At 69.2% G+C, this 17,288-nt stretch carries 21 protein-coding genes; 16 read left to right on the top strand and 5 right to left on the bottom strand.

The features are described from left to right. Nucleotides 1–75 precede the first annotated feature (75 nt). The 6 genes from GRX01_RS12560 to GRX01_RS12535 all read left to right on the top strand — a co-directional run bounded on the left by GRX01_RS12560 (nt 76) and on the right by GRX01_RS12535 (nt 6,724). On the top strand, nt 76–2,052 hold the full coding sequence (locus GRX01_RS12560; RefSeq protein WP_159667909.1) for a class I adenylate-forming enzyme family protein: 1,977 nt from the start codon (nt 76–78) through the stop codon (nt 2,050–2,052). Nucleotides 2,053–2,127: 75 nt separating this feature from the next. Beyond that, a complete protein-coding gene (locus GRX01_RS12555) occupies nt 2,128–3,288 on the top strand; it encodes an acyl-CoA dehydrogenase family protein (RefSeq protein WP_159667906.1) in 1,161 nt (386 codons plus the stop codon). A 270-nt stretch (nt 3,289–3,558) separates the two neighbouring features. Continuing rightward, nucleotides 3,559–3,783 (top strand): hypothetical protein, encoded by a 225-nt coding sequence (locus GRX01_RS12550; protein WP_159667903.1) that lies wholly within the window; start codon nt 3,559–3,561, stop codon nt 3,781–3,783. Nucleotides 3,784–3,936: 153 nt separating this feature from the next. Further along, on the top strand, nt 3,937–5,382 hold the full coding sequence (locus GRX01_RS12545; RefSeq protein ID WP_159667900.1) for an NAD(P)H-hydrate dehydratase: 1,446 nt from the start codon (nt 3,937–3,939) through the stop codon (nt 5,380–5,382). A 1-nt stretch (nt 5,383) separates the two neighbouring features. Then, a complete protein-coding gene (moaC, locus tag GRX01_RS12540) occupies nt 5,384–5,923 on the top strand; it encodes a cyclic pyranopterin monophosphate synthase MoaC (protein WP_159667897.1) in 540 nt (179 codons plus the stop codon). Nucleotides 5,924–5,998: 75 nt separating this feature from the next. Further along, nucleotides 5,999–6,724 (top strand): ribosome assembly factor SBDS, encoded by a 726-nt coding sequence (locus GRX01_RS12535; RefSeq protein WP_159667894.1) that lies wholly within the window; start codon nt 5,999–6,001, stop codon nt 6,722–6,724. A gap of 39 nt (nt 6,725–6,763) precedes the next feature. Here the strand turns inward: GRX01_RS12535 and GRX01_RS12530 are convergent, their stop codons facing one another. After that, nucleotides 6,764–7,105: an FUN14 domain-containing protein gene (locus GRX01_RS12530; RefSeq protein WP_159667891.1), complete on the bottom strand. Its 342-nt coding sequence runs from the start codon at nt 7,103–7,105 to the stop codon at nt 6,764–6,766. A 76-nt stretch (nt 7,106–7,181) separates the two neighbouring features. On the opposite strand from GRX01_RS12530, the gene GRX01_RS12525 reads away from it, so the two are divergent. The 4 genes from GRX01_RS12525 (at nt 7,182) to GRX01_RS12515 (ending at nt 9,907) form a co-directional block, all read left to right on the top strand. Continuing rightward, nucleotides 7,182–7,418: a hypothetical protein gene (locus GRX01_RS12525; protein WP_159667888.1), complete on the top strand. Its 237-nt coding sequence runs from the start codon at nt 7,182–7,184 to the stop codon at nt 7,416–7,418. A gap of 28 nt (nt 7,419–7,446) precedes the next feature. Then, nucleotides 7,447–8,751 (top strand): GTPase HflX, encoded by a 1,305-nt coding sequence (hflX, locus tag GRX01_RS12520; protein ID WP_321168087.1) that lies wholly within the window; start codon nt 7,447–7,449, stop codon nt 8,749–8,751. 104 nt (nt 8,752–8,855) lie between these two features. After that, nucleotides 8,856–8,996 carry a hypothetical protein gene (locus GRX01_RS18895; RefSeq protein ID WP_201289592.1) on the top strand — a complete coding sequence of 47 codons (141 nt, stop codon included), beginning with the start codon at nt 8,856–8,858 and terminating at the stop codon, nt 8,994–8,996. A gap of 95 nt (nt 8,997–9,091) precedes the next feature. After that, a complete protein-coding gene (locus GRX01_RS12515; RefSeq protein ID WP_159667886.1) occupies nt 9,092–9,907 on the top strand; it encodes an inositol monophosphatase family protein in 816 nt (271 codons plus the stop codon). Between the two features lie 64 nt (nt 9,908–9,971). Here GRX01_RS12515 and GRX01_RS12510 read toward each other — a convergent pair whose 3' ends face one another. From GRX01_RS12510 to GRX01_RS12500, 3 genes are all read right to left on the bottom strand, one after another. Next, complete coding sequence (locus tag GRX01_RS12510; RefSeq protein ID WP_159667883.1) at nt 9,972–10,307, bottom strand: thioredoxin family protein; 336 nt, start codon at nt 10,305–10,307, stop codon at nt 9,972–9,974. A gap of 240 nt (nt 10,308–10,547) precedes the next feature. Beyond that, nucleotides 10,548–11,213: a 2,5-diamino-6-(ribosylamino)-4(3H)-pyrimidinone 5'-phosphate reductase gene (locus tag GRX01_RS12505; protein ID WP_321168078.1), complete on the bottom strand. Its 666-nt coding sequence runs from the start codon at nt 11,211–11,213 to the stop codon at nt 10,548–10,550. 27 nt (nt 11,214–11,240) lie between these two features. After that, nucleotides 11,241–11,573: an uS10/mL48 family ribosomal protein gene (locus GRX01_RS12500; protein ID WP_159667880.1), complete on the bottom strand. Its 333-nt coding sequence runs from the start codon at nt 11,571–11,573 to the stop codon at nt 11,241–11,243. A gap of 255 nt (nt 11,574–11,828) precedes the next feature. Between GRX01_RS12500 and GRX01_RS12495 the strand changes: the two genes are divergently transcribed. Both GRX01_RS12495 and GRX01_RS12490 read left to right on the top strand, forming a co-directional pair. Continuing rightward, on the top strand, nt 11,829–12,290 hold the full coding sequence (locus GRX01_RS12495; protein WP_159667877.1) for a bis(5'-nucleosyl)-tetraphosphatase: 462 nt from the start codon (nt 11,829–11,831) through the stop codon (nt 12,288–12,290). A 62-nt stretch (nt 12,291–12,352) separates the two neighbouring features. Then, complete coding sequence (locus tag GRX01_RS12490) at nt 12,353–13,339, top strand: DUF5787 family protein (protein WP_159667874.1); 987 nt, start codon at nt 12,353–12,355, stop codon at nt 13,337–13,339. Nucleotides 13,340–13,411: 72 nt separating this feature from the next. Here the strand turns inward: GRX01_RS12490 and GRX01_RS12485 are convergent, their stop codons facing one another. Next, nucleotides 13,412–13,927, bottom strand: coding sequence for a DUF5797 family protein (locus GRX01_RS12485; RefSeq protein ID WP_159667871.1), 516 nt, complete (start codon nt 13,925–13,927; stop codon nt 13,412–13,414). Between the two features lie 110 nt (nt 13,928–14,037). Here GRX01_RS12485 and GRX01_RS12480 point away from each other — a divergent pair, with 110 nt between their 5' ends. The 4 genes from GRX01_RS12480 to GRX01_RS12465 all read left to right on the top strand — a co-directional run bounded on the left by GRX01_RS12480 (nt 14,038) and on the right by GRX01_RS12465 (nt 17,227). After that, complete coding sequence (locus GRX01_RS12480) at nt 14,038–14,814, top strand: enoyl-CoA hydratase/isomerase family protein (protein WP_321168077.1); 777 nt, start codon at nt 14,038–14,040, stop codon at nt 14,812–14,814. Nucleotides 14,815–15,604: 790 nt separating this feature from the next. Then, complete coding sequence (locus tag GRX01_RS12475) at nt 15,605–15,973, top strand: hypothetical protein (protein ID WP_159667865.1); 369 nt, start codon at nt 15,605–15,607, stop codon at nt 15,971–15,973. A gap of 543 nt (nt 15,974–16,516) precedes the next feature. Next, entirely contained in the window at nt 16,517–16,771 is a 255-nt protein-coding gene (locus GRX01_RS12470; RefSeq protein WP_159667862.1) for a DUF5789 family protein, read from the top strand. Between the two features lie 129 nt (nt 16,772–16,900). Further along, nucleotides 16,901–17,227 carry a transcription factor S gene (locus GRX01_RS12465; RefSeq protein WP_159667859.1) on the top strand — a complete coding sequence of 109 codons (327 nt, stop codon included), beginning with the start codon at nt 16,901–16,903 and terminating at the stop codon, nt 17,225–17,227. Nucleotides 17,228–17,288: the final 61 nt, after the last annotated feature.

The following is a 17,288-nucleotide window of genomic DNA, read 5'->3' as shown; positions in this document are numbered from 1 at the left end:
GGTGACGCCAGCCATCGCCGTCCGGTCCCCGCGGCGATGGAAAGAGCGTAGTGGGACCGGGGTCATCCCGACTCCATGCGCGATTGGCTCTCCCACCGAGTCGCCGCCACCCCGGACGCGGAAGCGCTCGTGCTGGCGGCCTCGGGGGAGTCGCTGACGTACGCGGATCTCGACGCCCACGTGGAGGCGCTGTCGGCCCGACTGGCCGGGCTGGGAATCGAACCGGGAGACCACCTCGCGGTCGTCCTCGGCAACCGGACGGAGTACGTGGCCCTCGTCCACGCCGCGATGCGGCTGGGCGTGCGGCTCGTCCCCTGTTCGGACCGACTCACCGCCGCGGAACTCGAACCCCAACTCGCCGCCGCCGACGCGACGGCGCTCGTCTGCGGGGACGACACCGAGGCCGTCGCCGTCGCGGCGGCCCTCGGCGGCGGGACCGACGGGAGCGACGCCGACGGGGGCGACCCCGACGAGGGCGCCGGCGGGGATGACGACGACGCCACGACGCCGACGGGCTGGCGGTCCGTCGCCGGCTTCGAGCCCGCCGACGTCGACGCCGACATCCCCGGCGAGGACGGCGACGGGGCGGACACGGGGACCGTGACCGACGTGCCCGGGGAGGTCCGTGCGGACGCGCCGGGCGAGGAGGCGACCGCGTCGACGGTCCCGGTCGTCTCCGTCGACGACCCCGACGACGACCGCGTGGTCGACATCGACGCCGCACCCGAGGGGGACGTGCCATCGGTTCGGTGGGGTCGCGGCGACGCTCTCGTCATGCTGTTCACGTCCGGATCGACCGGGAAGCCGAAGCTCGTTCCGCTGTCGATGGGGAACGTGCTGGCGTCGGCGACCGCCTCGGCGTTCCGACTGGGCGTGCTCCCCGACGACCGCTATCTCGCGACGCTGTCGCTGCACCACACCGGCGGGATCATGCCGCTGTACCGGGCGACGCTGTACGGCACGAGCGTCGTCCTCCGTGAGACGTTCGACGCCGGCGCCGCCGTCGACGACATCCGACGCTACGACGTGACCGGCGTCTCGCTCGTCCCGACGATGCTCTCGCGGATGCTCGACGCGCGCGGCACCCTCCCCGACTCGCTGCGGGCGGTCCTGCTCGGCGGGGCGCCCGCGTCCGACGCGCTGATCGAGCGCTGTCGCGACTTCTCGGTTCCGGTCCACCCGACGTGGGGGATGACCGAGGCCGCCTCCCAGATCGCGACCGCGCGCCCCCGGGAGGCGTTCGACCGGCTCGGCACCGTGGGACGACCGTTGCTGTGGGCCGACGTGACCGTCCGCGACGAGAACGGGGCGAGGCTTCCGGCGGGCGAGACGGGAGAACTCGTGGTCTCCGGGCCGTCGATCGCCGCGGAGTACTACGGCGACGCGGACGCGACCGACGCGGCGGTGACCGAGGACGGCGCGCTCCGGACGGGCGACGTGGGCTACCGCGACGAGGACGGCTACGTGTACGTCCTCAACCGCGTCGACGACCGGATCATCTCCGGCGGCGAGAACGTCGATCCCGGCGAGGTAGCGGCGGCGATCCGCGAGCATCCCGGCGTCGAGGACGTCGCGGTCGCGGGCCTGCCGGACGAGGAGTGGGGCGAGCGCGTCGCCGCGCTCGTCGTCCCCGCCGAGCAGGCCGCGACGGCCGAGGACCGCCCGACGGCCGCGGCCATCGAGTCGTTCTGCCGCGAACGCCTGGCGGGGTTCAAGATCCCGCGCACGATCGCGTTCGCCGAGGCGCTTCCCCGGACCGTGTCCGGCACCGTCGAGCGACCGGCCGTGCGGGACCGACTCGAACGCGCCCGCGACGCCGACCGCGGAGCGGCCGATCCGGACGACGCCGGCGAGATCGCCGACCCCGAGAGGAGGACGGCCCGATCCGAAGGCGCCGGGGACGGTGCGGACAGCGCGGACAGCACGGACAGCGAGGACGATGCGGACGGTGGGGACGGCACCGGGGGCCCCAACGGTGCCGACGGTTCCGGCGATCCCGACGCTGTCGACACGGCGGAGGGGACGGACGAGGTCCCCGACGACGAGGAGTGATCCCGTCCGGTAAACGCGGAACCTCGGGTCGGAAGTTCCACCGACGTTATGTTCGGGCGTTCCCGTGTAACACACATGAACACGGACCTCGGTCTGCTGGACGAGTCGCTGGTTCCGGAACACGCGCGTGACGTGAAGCGGGAGGCTCGCGAGTTCGCGGAGGAACACATCGCGCCGGTCGCGGAGGAGCACTTCGAGGCCGACGACTACCCGTGGGAGGTGCTCGAGGCCGGCCAGGAGGCGGGGTTGGTCGGGCAGGACATTCCCGAGGAGTACGGCGGCCGCGGGCTCGACATCTACCAGATGCTCGCGATGGCCGAGGAGTTCTACCGCGCGGACGCCGGCATCGGGCTGACGATGATGCTCGCGTCGTTCGGCAACGAGCTCGTCTACGACTACGGCACCGACGAGCAGTGCGAGGAGTACGTCCGCCCCGTCGCCGAGGGCGACCAGATCTCCGGGCTCGCCGTGTCGGAGCCGCAGACCGGCTCGGACCTCGCGGGAATGACGACGAAGGCCGAGAAGGTCGACGGCGGCTACGAGATCACCGGCGAGAAGTACTGGGTCGGCAACGCCGTCGAGGGCGACTGGCTCACCGTCTACGCGAAGACCGGCGACTCCGACGACCGCTACGGCAACTACTCGCTGTTCATCGTCGAGACGGACCGCGACGGCTACGAGGCCGAGCACATCCCCGAGAAGATGGGGATGCGCGCGTCCAAGCAGGGACACATCGTCATGGAGGACTGCTTCGTTCCCGAGGAGAACCTGATCGGCGCCGAGGGCGGCGGCTTCTACATGCTCGCGGACTTCTTCAACCACGGCCGCGTCGTCGTCGGGGGCCACGGCATCGGCCTCGCCGCGGCGGCCATCGAGGAGGCGTGGGACTTCGTCCACAACCGTGAGGCGTTCAGCCGGAACATCTCGGAGTTCCAGTCGGTCCAGCACGACCTGGCCGACATGCGCACCGAGTTCGAGGCCGCGCGCTCGCTCAACTGGCGCGCCGCCGAGAAGCTCCACGAGGGCGAGAACGCCGGGCTGTGGGCCGCGATGGCGAAGCTCAAGTCGACGGAGACGGCCGTCGACTGCGCCGAGCGCGGGATGCAGCTCCACGGCGGTCGCTCGATCCTCACAGAGCGCCGCATCGCCCGGGTCTACCGCGACGTGCGTATCCCCGTGATCTACGAGGGCGCAAGCGAGGTGCAGCGCAACCTCGTGTACCGGCAGTCGCAGTAGAGTCCGCCGGTCGAACCGAGTGCTTCGAGGTTCCGATCGAGCGGATCGGGACGGATCGTCGATCGATCCCGAGCCCACCGGCGGGTTCTGCGAACGCCGGCGGGCGGCCCTTCTGCGGCGGGTCAGGAGGCGATGAACCGTTCGTACAGCCATCATAACAATGGCACTCGTGAGTAACGTCTCAGTCGATACCCATGCGTACACTCCGACGGATCCGACTCGCCCACGACGCCGTCCGTCGCACATCCGGGGGAGGCGTCGCCTGAATCGATGGATCTCACGCGACTCGTCGCGGCCGGGGTTCTCACCGCCGCGATCGCCTCTCTGACGATACTGTGGGGGCTGTTCGGGACGATGTGGGCCCACGGGGAGACGCAGATCCTCCTCGACGCGAACCGGTACAACGAGTTCCTGCTCGAACTCGCGCTGCTCACGTTGGCGATGATCTTTCTCCCCGTGTTGCTGTACAAGGCCGACCACCTGCTCGATCAGTGAGCAGCCCGGCGGAGCGTGCCGTCGCCGATCGATCCGCGACACGTATCCCCCCGGGTACGGCCGTTCGAACGCCCGGAGCGCCCGGAGCGGACTCCCTGTCGGTGATCTCACCCCCGCGCTTTACCCCCTGCCCGTCGAACGCCGAGCCGACACATGATCTCCTCCGAGCGGATGGCGATGGTCGACCGCAACGCCGCGGCGCTCGGCGTCTCGACGAAACAGCTGATGGAGTCGTCGGGCAACGCCGTCGCCCGCGCGGTCCGCGATCGGGTCGACGCCGGCGACCGAGTCCACCTGATCTGCGGCCGCGGGAACAACGGCGGCGACGCGATGGTCGCCGCGCGATTCCTCGACGAGTTCGAGGTCGAGACCCTCCTGCTGGGCCGGCCGGGGACGATCCGCACCGACATCGCCCGCGAGAACTGGGACGCGCTCGTCGCGAGCGACCTGCCTACCCGAAGCGTCGCCGACTCCCGCGGATTCGACCTCGGCGAGATCGCCCCGGACCTCGTCGTCGATGCGATGCTCGGAACCGGCGTGACCGGCGCGCTTCGCGAGCCGGAGGCGACCGTCACACGCCGGCTCAACGCCGCCGACGTGCCGGTGCTCTCGGTCGACGTGCCGTCCGGCGTCGACGCCGACACCGGGGAGGCCACGGGGGTGGCCGTCGACGCCGACGCCGTCGTCACCTTCCACGACGACAAGCCGGGACTCACGGGTCTCGACGCCGACGTGACGGTCGCGGACATCGGCATCCCCGACGCCGCCGAGACGTTCGTCGGCCCGGGCGACCTGCTGGCGCTTGGCCGCGACGCCGACTCCCACAAGGGCGACAACGGCGAGGTGCTCGTCGTCGGCGGGGGACCATACACCGGCGCGCCCGCGCTGGCCGCCCGCGCCGCGCTCCGCGCCGGCGCCGACCTCGTCCGAGTCGCCTGCCCCGAGCCCGTCGCCCGCGAGATCCAGGGGTACGGTCCCGACCTCATCGTTCGCGCGTTCGACGGCGACCACCTCTCCCCGCGGCACGTCGACGACCTGCTCGACCGCGCGGCCGACCAAGACACGGTGGTCTTCGGTCCCGGACTCGGCAGCGACGACGCGACGCTCGACGCCGTCGTCGAGTTCCTCGCCGGCTACGACGGCCGCGCGGTCGTCGACGCCGACGCGCTGCAGGTCGTCCCCGAGGTCGACACCGACGCCGAACTGATCTGTACGCCCCATCAGGGCGAACTACGGAAGATGGGTGGCGAGACCGCCCGTGACTGGCGCGAACGCGCCGACCTCGTCACGGAGTTCGCGGGGGATATGGGCCACACGCTCCTCGTGAAGGGCCGCTACGACGTGATCAGCGACGGGACGGACACCCGGGTCGGGCGGACCGGCAACCCGGGGATGACCGTCGGCGGCACCGGCGACGTGCTTGCCGGGATGACGGGCGCGCTCGCCGCGCAGATCCAGTCGCCGCTGCGGGCGGCCGCGCTCGCGGCGTGGGCGAACGGTCGCGCCGGCGACTCGGCCGCCGACGAGTTCGGCGACGGCCTCGCGGCGTCGGATCTCCCGGACCGGATCCCACAAGCCCTCCGCGACGAAGGGGTGTGACATGAGCGACGACGACGCCCATGACGACCGCGACGAGGACGACGCCCATGACGACCACGACGCGGACGACGATCTCACCCACACCGACGACGCCGGCGACGTACAGATGGTGAACGTCGGCGACAAGCCCGACTCCTCCCGCCGGGCAGTGGCGCGCGGCACGATCCACCTCACCGAGTCGACCGTCGAGGCCGTCCGCGGCAACGGGGTGAAGAAGGGCGACGTGCTCGCGACCGCCCGGGTCGGCGCGGTGCAGGCGGTGAAACACACCTGGGAGACGATCCCGATGTGTCATCAGATCCCGATCACGAACGTCGACACCGACTTCTCGGTGTTCGACGACCGCATCGACCTGGAGGTCGCCGTCGAGACGACCGGGAAGACGGGCTGCGAGATGGAGGCGTTGGAGGGCGTCACGACCGGCCTGAACGTCGTCTGGGACATGGTGAAGGCCGCCGAGAAGGACGCGACGGGCGGGTATCCGAGCACCCGGATCACGGACGTGGAGGTCGTGACGAAGGAGAAGACCGTGCTGGAGTGATCTGACGACGGGGATCGCGCCGGGCCGGTTGCGTCCGCCGGATACCTTTTAATCACGGCCGCGGAACCACCACCCATGATATCACTCGACGAAGCCGTCACCGCCCGGCTGGAATCCCACGGTACGCGCTTCGAGGTGCTCATCGACCCGGACGCCGCCCTGGAGATCAAGCGCGGCGAGTTCGACGGCGAGTTGGAGGACGTGATCGCCGCCGAGGACGTGTTCGAGAACGCCTCCCGCGGCGACCGACCGCCCGAGGAGGACGTCGAGGAGGTCTTCGGCACGACCGATCCGCTGGAGATCATTCCCGAGGTCGTCGAGCGCGGGGAGATCCAGATCACCGCCGAACAGCGCAAGGAGATGCTGGAGCAGAAGCACAAACAGCTCGTCAACCGGATCACGCGCAACGCGGTGAACCCACAGATGGACGACGCGCCCCATCCGCCCGAGCGGATCGAGCGGGCACTCGAGGAGGCTGGGTTCACCGTCGACCCGATGGAGCCGGTGGAGAACCAGATCGACGAGGCGCTGGAGGCGCTACGGCCCGTCATTCCGATCCGGTTCGACGAGGTGACGGTCGCGGTCCAGCTCCCGGCCGACTACGCCGGCTCCGGGCAGGCGAAGGTACGCGAGTTCGGCGATCTGGAGCGCGAGGAGTGGCAGAACGACGGCTCGTGGGTCGGCGTCGTCACGTTCCCCGCGGGACTCCAGAACGACTTCTACGACCTCGCGAACGAGGTGTCCAGCGGGGAGGCGGAGACGCGCGTCGTGAAGGAGCAAGACGAGATCAGCCGCCGATAGCGGCTCGGTGCGACGGGGGACGGACCGACCCCGAGACGGTTACCCCCGCTTGAATCCGACGAAGAAGCCGCCGGTGAACCCGGCGGACACCGACAGCGTCGAGAGGATCGTCTCGACCCACGTCGGGGGCGTCTCGGCGGTCGCGGCCGACCCGAGCGACTCGAACGTCCCGCCAAGCTTGCTCCAGTTCACCGTCAACACCTCCCGCGACTCGAGGAACTTGAACAGCGCGAGCTCCAGCCCGACGATCACCGCGATCAGCTTCGCGACCTTCTTCGCCGCGAACCCGATGATCCCCCCGATGACCGCCCCCGTCCCGAGTTCGAACCCGAGCTGTCGGGGGTCGATATCCAACTGTACGAGCAGTTCCGGTACTGGCATACCGCCGTGTGGGCCGTCACCGGTTAAGTCGTTTGTGGGCCGGACAGCTACACGCTCGCGATCAACTCATCACCCGATGACACGACAGCCACGCCGGCGGCGACACGGCGGCCACGCCGGCACCGACAGTCACGGCGACGCCGAGACCGGAGAGCGCGGCGGACCCGGATCGGTCGCGGTGGCGATCGCACGACGCGATCGGTGGTCGCCGGACGGAACCGGCGCGGAATTGAAGTCCTCCGACCGCGTACTCGCGCGTATGCACACTCAGCCGCACCGTCCGAACCGCGAGGTGGGGGACAGCCATCCCTGACCGCCACACCGGGGAGGCGCCGACGGCGATCGTCGCGAAGCGCGTCGACCGCGGACGCGCCGACCTGACCGAGATCACCGACCTCGCGGCCGCGGCGGGGTACGAGGTGGCCGGATCGCTGACGCAGACCCGGGATCAGGACGCCGCCTACCACTTCGGGGAAGGAAAGGCGGACGAGCTCGCGCGCCTCGTCGCGCGCGAGGACGCGGACGTGGTCATCATCGACAACGAGGTCGGCCCGTACCAGACGTTCAACATCGGGTCGAAGCTCCCCGAGGGGGCCGAGGTGATCGACCGCTTCACGCTCATCCTCGACATCTTCGGTCAGCGCGCGCAGACGCGCAAGGCACAGCTCCAGGTCGAGCTCGCGGAGCTGCGCTACGAGCTCCCGCGCGCCGAGGTGAAGGCGAGCCTCGCGAAGCGCGACGAGCGCCCCGGGTTCATGGGACTGGGCGAGTACGACGAGTCGCGCGAGCGCGACATCAAGGCCCAGATCAGTCGGATCAGGGACGAGCTCGACTCCATCGCGGAGACCGAGGAGAAGCGTCGCGAGCAGCGCCGCGAGTCCGGCTTCGATCTGGTCGCGCTGGCGGGGTACACCAACGCGGGCAAGTCGACGCTGCTTCGCCGCCTCGCCGACGACCTCGACGTCGACGAGAACGCGGAGCGGCACCCGGACATCGACTCGACGGCGGAGTCACGGAACCAGCTGTTCACGACGCTCGGGACGACGACCCGCCGCGCGAACACGGGCAAGCGCGACGTGCTGCTCACCGACACGGTCGGGTTCATCTCCGACCTGCCCCACTGGCTGGTGGAGTCGTTCGAGTCGACCCTGCAGTCGGTGTATCACGCGGACCTCGTGCTCCTCGTCGTCGACGCCAGCGAGCCCGTCGAGGAGATGCGTGAGAAGCTCGTCACCTCCCACGACACGCTGTACGAGCGCAACGAGGCGCCCATCGTCACCGTGTTCAACAAGGTCGACCGCCTCGACGACGCCGAACTCCGTCGCAAGCGCGAGGCGCTGTCCGCGTTGGCGCCGACCCCCGTGTGTGTCTCGGGACTGACCGGGGACAGGGTCGAGGAACTGCGCGAGCGGGTCGAGGCGGAGCTCCCCGACTGGAAACGCGAGCGGCTGCTGCTCCCCCTGTCCGACGACGCGATGAGCCTCGTCTCGTGGGTGCACGACAACGGGCACGTCGAGCGCGAGGAGTACGACGCCACACAGGTCGACCTGGAGTTCGAAGCCCCGCCGTCCGTCGTCGAACAAGTTCGTTCGCGTGCGGCCGACCTCGACCGGGAAGGACCGCCGGAGTCGGTCGAGTCCCCGTAGTCGTTGCTGGAGGTGAACACACGCACGGAGTCCCGTTTTTCGGCTCTTTCAGCGCCGTTAGCCCGCGGATACCTAACACGCTCCCGTCCGACGCCGCTCCCGAGATGCGCCAGCACACGTTCCACGTCGTCTGTCACGACTGCCCCACCGAACACCTGAGCGACACCGAGCGCGACGCGGCCCGTCTCGCCGCCGACCACGAGAACGCCGCGGGTCACGACGTGGCGGTCGGCCGCGTGGACTGATCGCGGGTCGCCGGACCGACCGCGGCGGTCGTGGACGGTCGCCCAACCGGTCGCCGGATCGACCGAGGCTTGTACCCGGAGCCCGACCGACACGTATGACCGATCAGCCGTCCCCGCCGGCCGGGACCGACGGACGAGTCGAGACCGCCGTCGCCGCGGCGGAACGCGGCGGAAGCGTCGCCTTCGACGCGTTTCGCTCGCCGCTCGAGGTGGAGACGAAGGCGGACGGGCCGATGGACGCCGTCACCGCCGTCGACCGTGCGGTCCAGAAGCGCGTCATCGAGTACGTCGGCGAGGCGTACCCCGACGACGCGGTCGTCGGCGAGGAGGACGACGCGCTGAAGTCCGTGCCGGAGACGGGACTCGCCTGGGTCGTCGACCCCATCGACGGGACTGTCAACTACGCGAAGGGGAACCGCGTCTGGATGACGAGCGTCGCCGTCTGTCGCGACGGGGAACCCGTCGCGGCGGCGAACTACGCCCCGGCGACCGGCGACCTGTACGTCGCCGGCGACGACGCAGCACGCCGGAACGACGACCCCGTGACGGTGAGCGATACCGACGACCCGAAGGCGTTCCTCGTCAACCCCGTGTTCGGCGTGTCCCGGTCCCACCGACGGAGCCTGACGGACGCAGTCGACACAGTCCTCGCGGAGTTCGGCGATCTGCGACGCTTCGGCTGCGCGCAGGCGGCGCTGTCGGGCGTCGCGACCGGCGAGCTCGACGCCGTCGTCTCGACGGTCGAGCTCAACCCATGGGACACCGCCGCCGGCGTCCACCTGATACGGCGGGCGGGCGGCCGCGCGACCGACGTGAACGGCGATCGCTGGCGCCCGGGATCGCAGGGGCTGATCGCCTCGAACGGCGAGGCCCACGACGCGCTCGTCGACGCGTTCGAGCCGACGAAGTGATCGAGGCGCCGGAGAATGCAGTCGGGTGCGAGCCGGTGGCTTCGATCCGCGTCCTCGGGGTCGCCTACTGCAGTCGGTCGATGACCTGCAGGAGCGAGTCCTTCTCCTGCACGCCGACGAGGCGCTCGGCCTCCTCGCCGTCGGCGTAGAACTGCAGCGCGGGAATGCCGCGTACCCCCGCGTCGGCGGCGAGCCCCTGGAACTCGTCCACGTCGACCTTGAGCACGGTCAGCCCGTCGACCTCGGCCGCGAGCTCCTCGACCGTCGGCTCCAGCATCTTACACGGGCCACACCAGTCGGCGTGGTAGTCGACGAGCACGAGCCCCTCGCCCGTCAGCTCCGCGAACTGGTCCTCGCTCTCGACGTGAACGGGTTCTCCGGCGGCAGTCTTGCTGCTCATACCGTTCGATTGGCGAGTTGGCGTGTTAACCGTTCCACTCGAATGTCGACGTCGCGCACGACCGCGAACCCGCGGGACGTGCCCCCGAGACCGTCCCTCGTCATCGCGAACGCCGTCGCTGTCGAGGAGAGCGAACAGGCGACTCGGGGCACGGTCGCGTCCGTCGGTGAGTCGCGCACCCGCCGAGCGACGGACGGTGAGGGGTCAGCGCATGCGACGGGGTGGCCCCGTCACCGTATTTCAAGTCTCGTACGAGAGCAACACGCCGTCGTCGACGCGCGCGACGTCGACCAGATCCAGCCGCGGGAAGTCCTCGACGAACCCCTCGCCGTCAGCGAGCGTCGGCGCGTCGCGGCCGCCGATCACGAGCGAGCCGACGTAGAGGGTGAGTTCGTCGACCAGGTCCTCGTCGAACAGCGAGGCGATCACCTCGCCGCCGCCCTCCACCATGACTCGCTCGATCCCCTCGCGTTCGAGCGCGTCGAGGGCCGTCCGGAGGTCGACGCGGCCGTCGTCGCCGCCTGCGACGATGACCTCCGCGCCGGCGTCGCGGAGGTCGGCCAGCCGGTCGCGGTCGGCCTCGTCGCTCACGAGCAGGTACGTCGTCGCCTCGTCGTCGAGGACCCGGGCGTCCGTCGGGGTCCGAGCCCGGGAGTCGACGACGACGCGGGTGGGGTTCCCGGAACGGCCGTCCCGAAGGCGCTGGACCCGGCGGTCCTCCTCATCGAGCGTGAGGTGCGGGTCGTCCGCGAGGACGGTGCCGACGCCGACGAGCACGGCGTCGGCGGCCGCGCGGATCCGGTCGACGCGGTCGAAGTCGTCCGCGCCGCTGATTCTAACCTGTTCGCGGCGGCGCGAGGAGAGCTTCCCGTCGACGGAGACGGCGGCGTTGACGTGGACGTACACGGGAGCGAGGATCCGTCGTCAGTCGCCTCAGTTCTGTCGGTGGCCGAGCGGCTTCTTCTGTTCGAGCTCGATCTCGACGTGGACGGAGTCGGGGAAGTCCATGTGACCGACCTCGCGGGCGATGTGGTCGTTCCCGTGGATCTCGAGGCGGCGCGCGAACACCTCGAACGTCCAGTCGTCGAGCTCGTCGCCGGAGGAGAGACCCTCGTACAGCGGCACGCGGATGCGTTCGGAGGGTTCCGTATGTGGGCCCTTGCACTCGGCGCCCTTTCGTTCCAGCATCTCGCGGAGCCCGTTGACGGTGTCGTCGAGCGCGGCTCGGTCCCCGCTTTGGAACCGGAGCTTGGTTACGAAGGTCATGAGTTGGGGTCTACCCACTCCGTCTCGCCGGAGCGGCAAAAGCGCATCTACCCGCGGAGCGGCACGCGTGGGGATCACACGGATCCGGCTGAGCCGCCCTGTGGCCGTCTGGACGCGAGCATGGGGACGAACGTTCAAACGCGGGCGACCGAAGTCGGCTTCGCCGTTGCTGGGCGCCGCACAGGCGTCGTTCCGGTCGATGGGGCGGTCTCCGCTCCGACATACTCTTGAACCGGGGTGGCTTACCTTTCGCCAATGCCGGTCGAAGCGACTAGCGCTGGAGCCATCCTCTTCCGCGACACCCGCGGCTGCAGGGAGTACTTGCTCCTGAAGAGCCGACCCGGGGACTGGGAGTTTCCCAAGGGCGGGGTCGAAGGGGAGGAGGAGCTCCAGCAGACGGCGATCAGGGAAGTGACCGAGGAGGCGGGGGTCGAGGACTTCCGCCTCATCGACGGCTTCCGCGAGGAGTACGACTACGTGTTCGAGGCGGGCGGCGACACCATCCACAAGACGGTGCACCTGTTCATCGCCCACTCGTTCGAGGCCTCCGCGGAGCTGTCGACCGAACACCGCGACCTGCAGTGGCGCGACTACGAGCAGGCGCTCAACACGATCACGCAGGACGGTCCCCGCGAGATCCTCGAGCAGGCCCACGACTATCTGGACGAGCTCGAGGCGACCGAGGCCGACGGCTACCTCCTCGGACCCGAGAGCTGACCGCACGGCGGCCCACCGGGGACACCGAAACCGGTTAGTTCGCGTCCGCGCCACCTGCGGGTATGTTTCGGGGCGCCGGCGACAGCGAGTTCGCCTTCGAGCTGCTCGTCAGCCGGTGGGCCGAACTCGCCTGGCACCCCGCCGAGGGCGACCGGTCCGTCGTCGTCGCGCGGCAGCTCGGCACTCGCGAGCGTCGCTGGGACACCGTCGTGCTGGAGGTCGACCCCGTCGCGCTGGCGGCGCGACGCGCGTTCGGCGACCGGACCCTCGATTCGGACCTCCTGCGAGTCGTCCGCGGGGCGCCCCGGGAGTACGCGTGGTACCGCGACGCCCTCGACGATCCGGGGTTCCCGTGGCGCTACGTGCGCGAGGCCGTCCACCGCGCGGCCGGCCGCGACCTGATCGAGAAGCGACGCGGGACGAACGGCCGGATCGAGTTCCGGCGCCTGCGCGAGTACCCCGAGTGGGTCGAGCGGGTGATCGCGATCGAGAACAAGCCGGATCTGGACGCCAGCGCCGCGGCCGCCCTGTCGGATCAGCTCCGCCACGACGTGGAGTCGGGCCTCGCCGACGAGGTGTGGGTCGCCACCTCCGCGACCGGCGACCGGGTGTCGCCGGCGCTGTTGGAGGACATCCCCGTGGAGGTCGGCGTCCTCGAGTTCGACTTCTCGGACGGCGTCCACGCCGACGCGGGGGAGGTCGTCTGGCATCCCACCGCGCTCGACGCCGACGGCGACTCACGAACCCGGTTGCTGTTGGCCGAGCGCGCCTACGGCAAGGGCTGGCGCTCGTTCCGAGAGACGATGCGGCCCGACTGCCGACACTTCGAGTTGCGCCGGGAGGGGCGCGCGCTCGTCCCGCACTGCGCCGCGAAAGGACGGGTGCCGACGGCCGCCGAGTGCAAGGGCGGCTGTCCGGAGTTCTCCCCGGAGCCGCCGCAGTGGCGGACGAAGGGGTGGCCGATCGACGGCGGTCCGGGGAAGGGGATCCGGGAGTTGTTGGAACGGCGCCGGGAGCGGGAGCACGAGCGAGCGGGGAGGGCCGGGTGAGAGGTCGATGCCCGTGTGGCGGTGAGAGGTCGACGCGCCGAGCTGCGGCCGGTCGACGATCGGCGAGTCGCGTCAGGCGTCGGCGGCCACGACGACCTCGACCTCCTCGCGCGGCACGGCCAACCTGAACGTCGGCACCGTCCGGTAGATCACCTCGACGACGTTCTTGCGGCGGAGGCTCTGGAGCGCGCGGCGCACGTCGCCGGCCTCGGGGTCGACGCCGTACTCCTCGCGGACCTTGTTCAGCACGGAGACGACCGACTCCGAGCGCTCGTCGTGGTCGGCGACGACGCGGAACACCTGCTCGTGGAGTTCGGGGACCGTGATCCGCTCGGGCACCGCGTTCGGGTCGTCCTCGTCGTCGACGACGCCGGGTTCGGCGCCGGTGAGGTCGGCGGCCTCGGCGGTCGCGCGGATGAGGCTGTTGTCGTCCCGGTAGTAGTAGTCCGTCAGGTGGGCCTCCAGATAGCTGTGCACGTCGCTGCCGCTGTCCATCCCCCACCGGTCACCGAGTTCGCTGTTCTTCGTCGGCTGGAGCCGCACCACGTCGGCGAGCCGCTCCAGTTCCTCGTCGGTGAGGTCGCTCATCGCCGAGGAGTTCCCAGCGGGAGTATTTGGGCCTCCCGGTTGCGGCGCACGCGACCCCGCGAGGTGCCGCCGGGGAAACGATTAGGTCGCGACGCCGCGACGCGACTGGCGTGCCCGAATCAGACACCGTCATCCTCGACATCGACGACGAGATCGCGACGATCACGATCGACCGTCCGGACAAACTCAACGCCCTGAACGTCGAGACGTTGGAGGCGCTTCGGTCCGCCGTCGCGGAGGCGGAGGACGCCGACGTGCGCGCGCTCGTGCTCACCGGCGCGGGCGATGAGGCGTTCATCGCCGGCGCCGACATCAGCTACATGAAGGACCTCGGCACGCCCGAGGCGCAGGCGTACGCGGAACTGGGTCACGACATCGCGCGCTCGCTGGAGACGTTCCCCGCGCCCACCATCGCCGCGGTCAACGGCTACGCCTTCGGCGGCGGCTGCGAGCTCGCGCTCGCGTGTGACCTCCGCGTCGCCGCCGAGAACGCCGTCTTCGGCCAGACCGAGATCGACCTCGGGATCGTCCCCGGCTGGGGCGGTACCCAGCGGCTCCCCCGACTCGTCAACGACGAGGTCGCCCGGCGGCTGATCCTCTTCGGCGACCGCATCGACGCGACCGACGCCCACGAGTACGGCATGGTGGGAGAGGTCGTCGCTCACGACCAACTGGAGTCGCGGATCGCCGACCTGACCGCGGATCTCGCGGCCCAGCCGAAGTTCGCCGTCGCGGCGGCCAAGGAGGCGATCAACCAGTCCTACGAGACCGGGCTGGGTGCGGGGTTGGAGTACGAGCAGCGCGTCTTCTCGGGACTGTTCGGAACGCCGGAGCAGCGCGAGGGGATGGACGCGTTCGTGAACAAGCGGGACCCCGACTTCGAGTAGGTCGCGACGGCGGAGCGGAACAGTTGACACCGTGGGAGTTCGATCGATCCGACGGTTCTTCGACCGAAACAGCCGGTAGGTGGGTCTGACCATCCACCTTTTGCTGCGCTCGGAGCCTTCGGCTCCTCGCTTGCAAAATGTGGATCAAAAGCACCGCGTCACCCCCTCAGCGTGGCTTCGCCGCGCTTCGAGGGTTCCTTGGCCCGCTCGCTCGCTGCGCTCGCTCGCGGTGGATAGACTCCCCGTTCTTAGCGAAACTACTCACCATCCGTACGGCTACCGAGTAACCGAGACACCGTCGCCGGAACGGATAGTACCCAGTTCAGCGTCGGATATTTGTGATCCCCAAACGGGGGTCGCCACCGAAGCATGTGATCCGATCCCCCGCTCAGTCTGGCCCAAACAGAATACGGTGTTGACTCCGTGGGTGGGCTCGTGAGAGTTCGGATCGGACGATCCTCGCCGTGGTGGTCCGGGTACTCTCGACTCGAGTCGCAACTCCTGTGATCGGTACTACGATCGCTGTGCTGGGCTGTGTAGCGGTCCCGAAGGACATCATGAAGACACGGGAACCTATCAGAGAACAGTGACGCCGTCGACCAGGTTCTCCCTGAGCACGGAACGGAACAGATGGGGTGGAAAGGATGATACGCTCACACTGGGAACTACAGATGTCAGATATCACTAAAGTACAACGCGAGATCGGGGATATGTCCCCGGAGATATCGCCGAGACACGCCATGCTGTACCGTGCTTGAACGCAAGGAGCGGCGATCAGGGGAGACGACTGGTGTACGAACTCAAGCCCGAACTTCCGCCGACATCGTGGAGCATCACCGAACAGACCGATTCACGGATCGAGTACAAGCGGTTGGCCGAGTACGGGGCGGAGACCAAGCCTGTCCGAGTTTCCGGCAGGCGAGCCTGTCCCGGCAGGCCAGTCGATCCGATATGGGTACTCAGGCTGAAGACGGGGATGGATGAGTTCTCGACTACCGATCGATTCGACACCGCCGGCTGTCGCGAGGACGCCAATGAGCGGTTATGGGAGGCGATGGAGAGGATCAACCGAGTGCTTGATCGTTCCGACGACGGATACGTCAGCCACAGGCGCATGATGGATGCCCTCGATAGCCGTCCGTCGGTTCGTCTCAAGTGACCCGGTCGATGACGGATCGGTGTCCGTGACAACGACACTGGATTGTATACCTCCGTCGAGGTCGACCGCCGTTCGAGGGTCGTATGGGCCGTATCCGAGTCTCGCTGGAAACTCGCCTCACTGTCGGCGATGGCGTGGGCAAGAGACCCCCCACCGCATCCCCGTTCGAGGACCTAGTCGCCGCGGTCGACGACGGACACGTTCCCGCTTCCCGAAGCGACGAGGTTATCGGGCGGTTCGCTGCTCAATGCATCCTACAGCAGGACGCGTTCGGGCAGCAGCGGATGAAGACTCCCCCGTATTCATCACGTTCTCTATGCCATGGAGTTGGTAGGTTCGGATCGTGCTGGTACGTCGCTCTCCCGTGTTGAGCGATACGTGAGTCCCCTGTCCGTAGCGACGGTACCGACCGATCGAGTAGCCGGCGCACCGTTCCCTCGAACGGGTGAGATCAGTCGAATCTCCAGCGAGCGCCGACCGATTACAGAACGACCGGGATCCGACACCACAGTGATATCCACCGACGACGTAGTAACGGCGTACATGACGACAGTCAGACTGTCGCGGGTGGAGTCGCTGTTCGAGGAACTGACCTACCCCGTCGCCCGGGATCACGCGGCGGAGCGGTTCTCCGACGTGACGCTCCGGTTCTCGGACGGCGACGGGAACCTCGGCGAGTACGTCGCCGAGTGCCCCAGCGAGACGTTCGACTCGCCCGAGGACCTGTACGCCGACCTCAACAACGTCCTCCCGGTCGAAGCCGTCGGTGAGCCCGGACAGTCCGAGGGGGACGGCTGACCGGACGGGAGCGCTCGCCGTCCGATCGGGTCGGCGTCGCCGGTCGCCGTTCGGCCGGCGATAGTCGCGTCCGAGGCCCTTCCGGGGAGACCCCGGGGCTTAAGTATGAAGACGGCGGACCACGGAGACATGCAATTCTGCGACGAGTGCGGATCGATGATGAAGGCGGACGGCGACACGTGGGTGTGCGGCTCGTGCGGGTACGAGGAGCTCCGGGACGAGGCGACCGAGGCGGCGATGACGACGACCCAGGGACAGGAGGGTAGCACCGTCGTCGACGTCTCCGAGATGGACCAGTCCGAGATCGGGCCGACGGTCGAACAGAAGTGTCCCGAGTGCGACGAGGTGCAGACCGTGCGCTACGAGATGAAGCAGATACGTTCGGCCGACGAATCCGAGACGCGCTTCTTCACGTGCACCGAGTGCGACCACAAGTGGCGCGAGGACGACCACTGAATCGGCGGTCGCGGCGGCGATAACGGTTCTGCGGACTCGCGTTCCTCTCACGGTTCCCGAC

Origin of the sequence: Halobaculum saliterrae (genome assembly GCF_009831625.1) — an archaeon.
Classification (GTDB): domain Archaea; phylum Halobacteriota; class Halobacteria; order Halobacteriales; family Haloferacaceae; genus Halobaculum; species Halobaculum saliterrae.
This window is presented reverse-complemented; position numbering and strand designations above follow the sequence as displayed.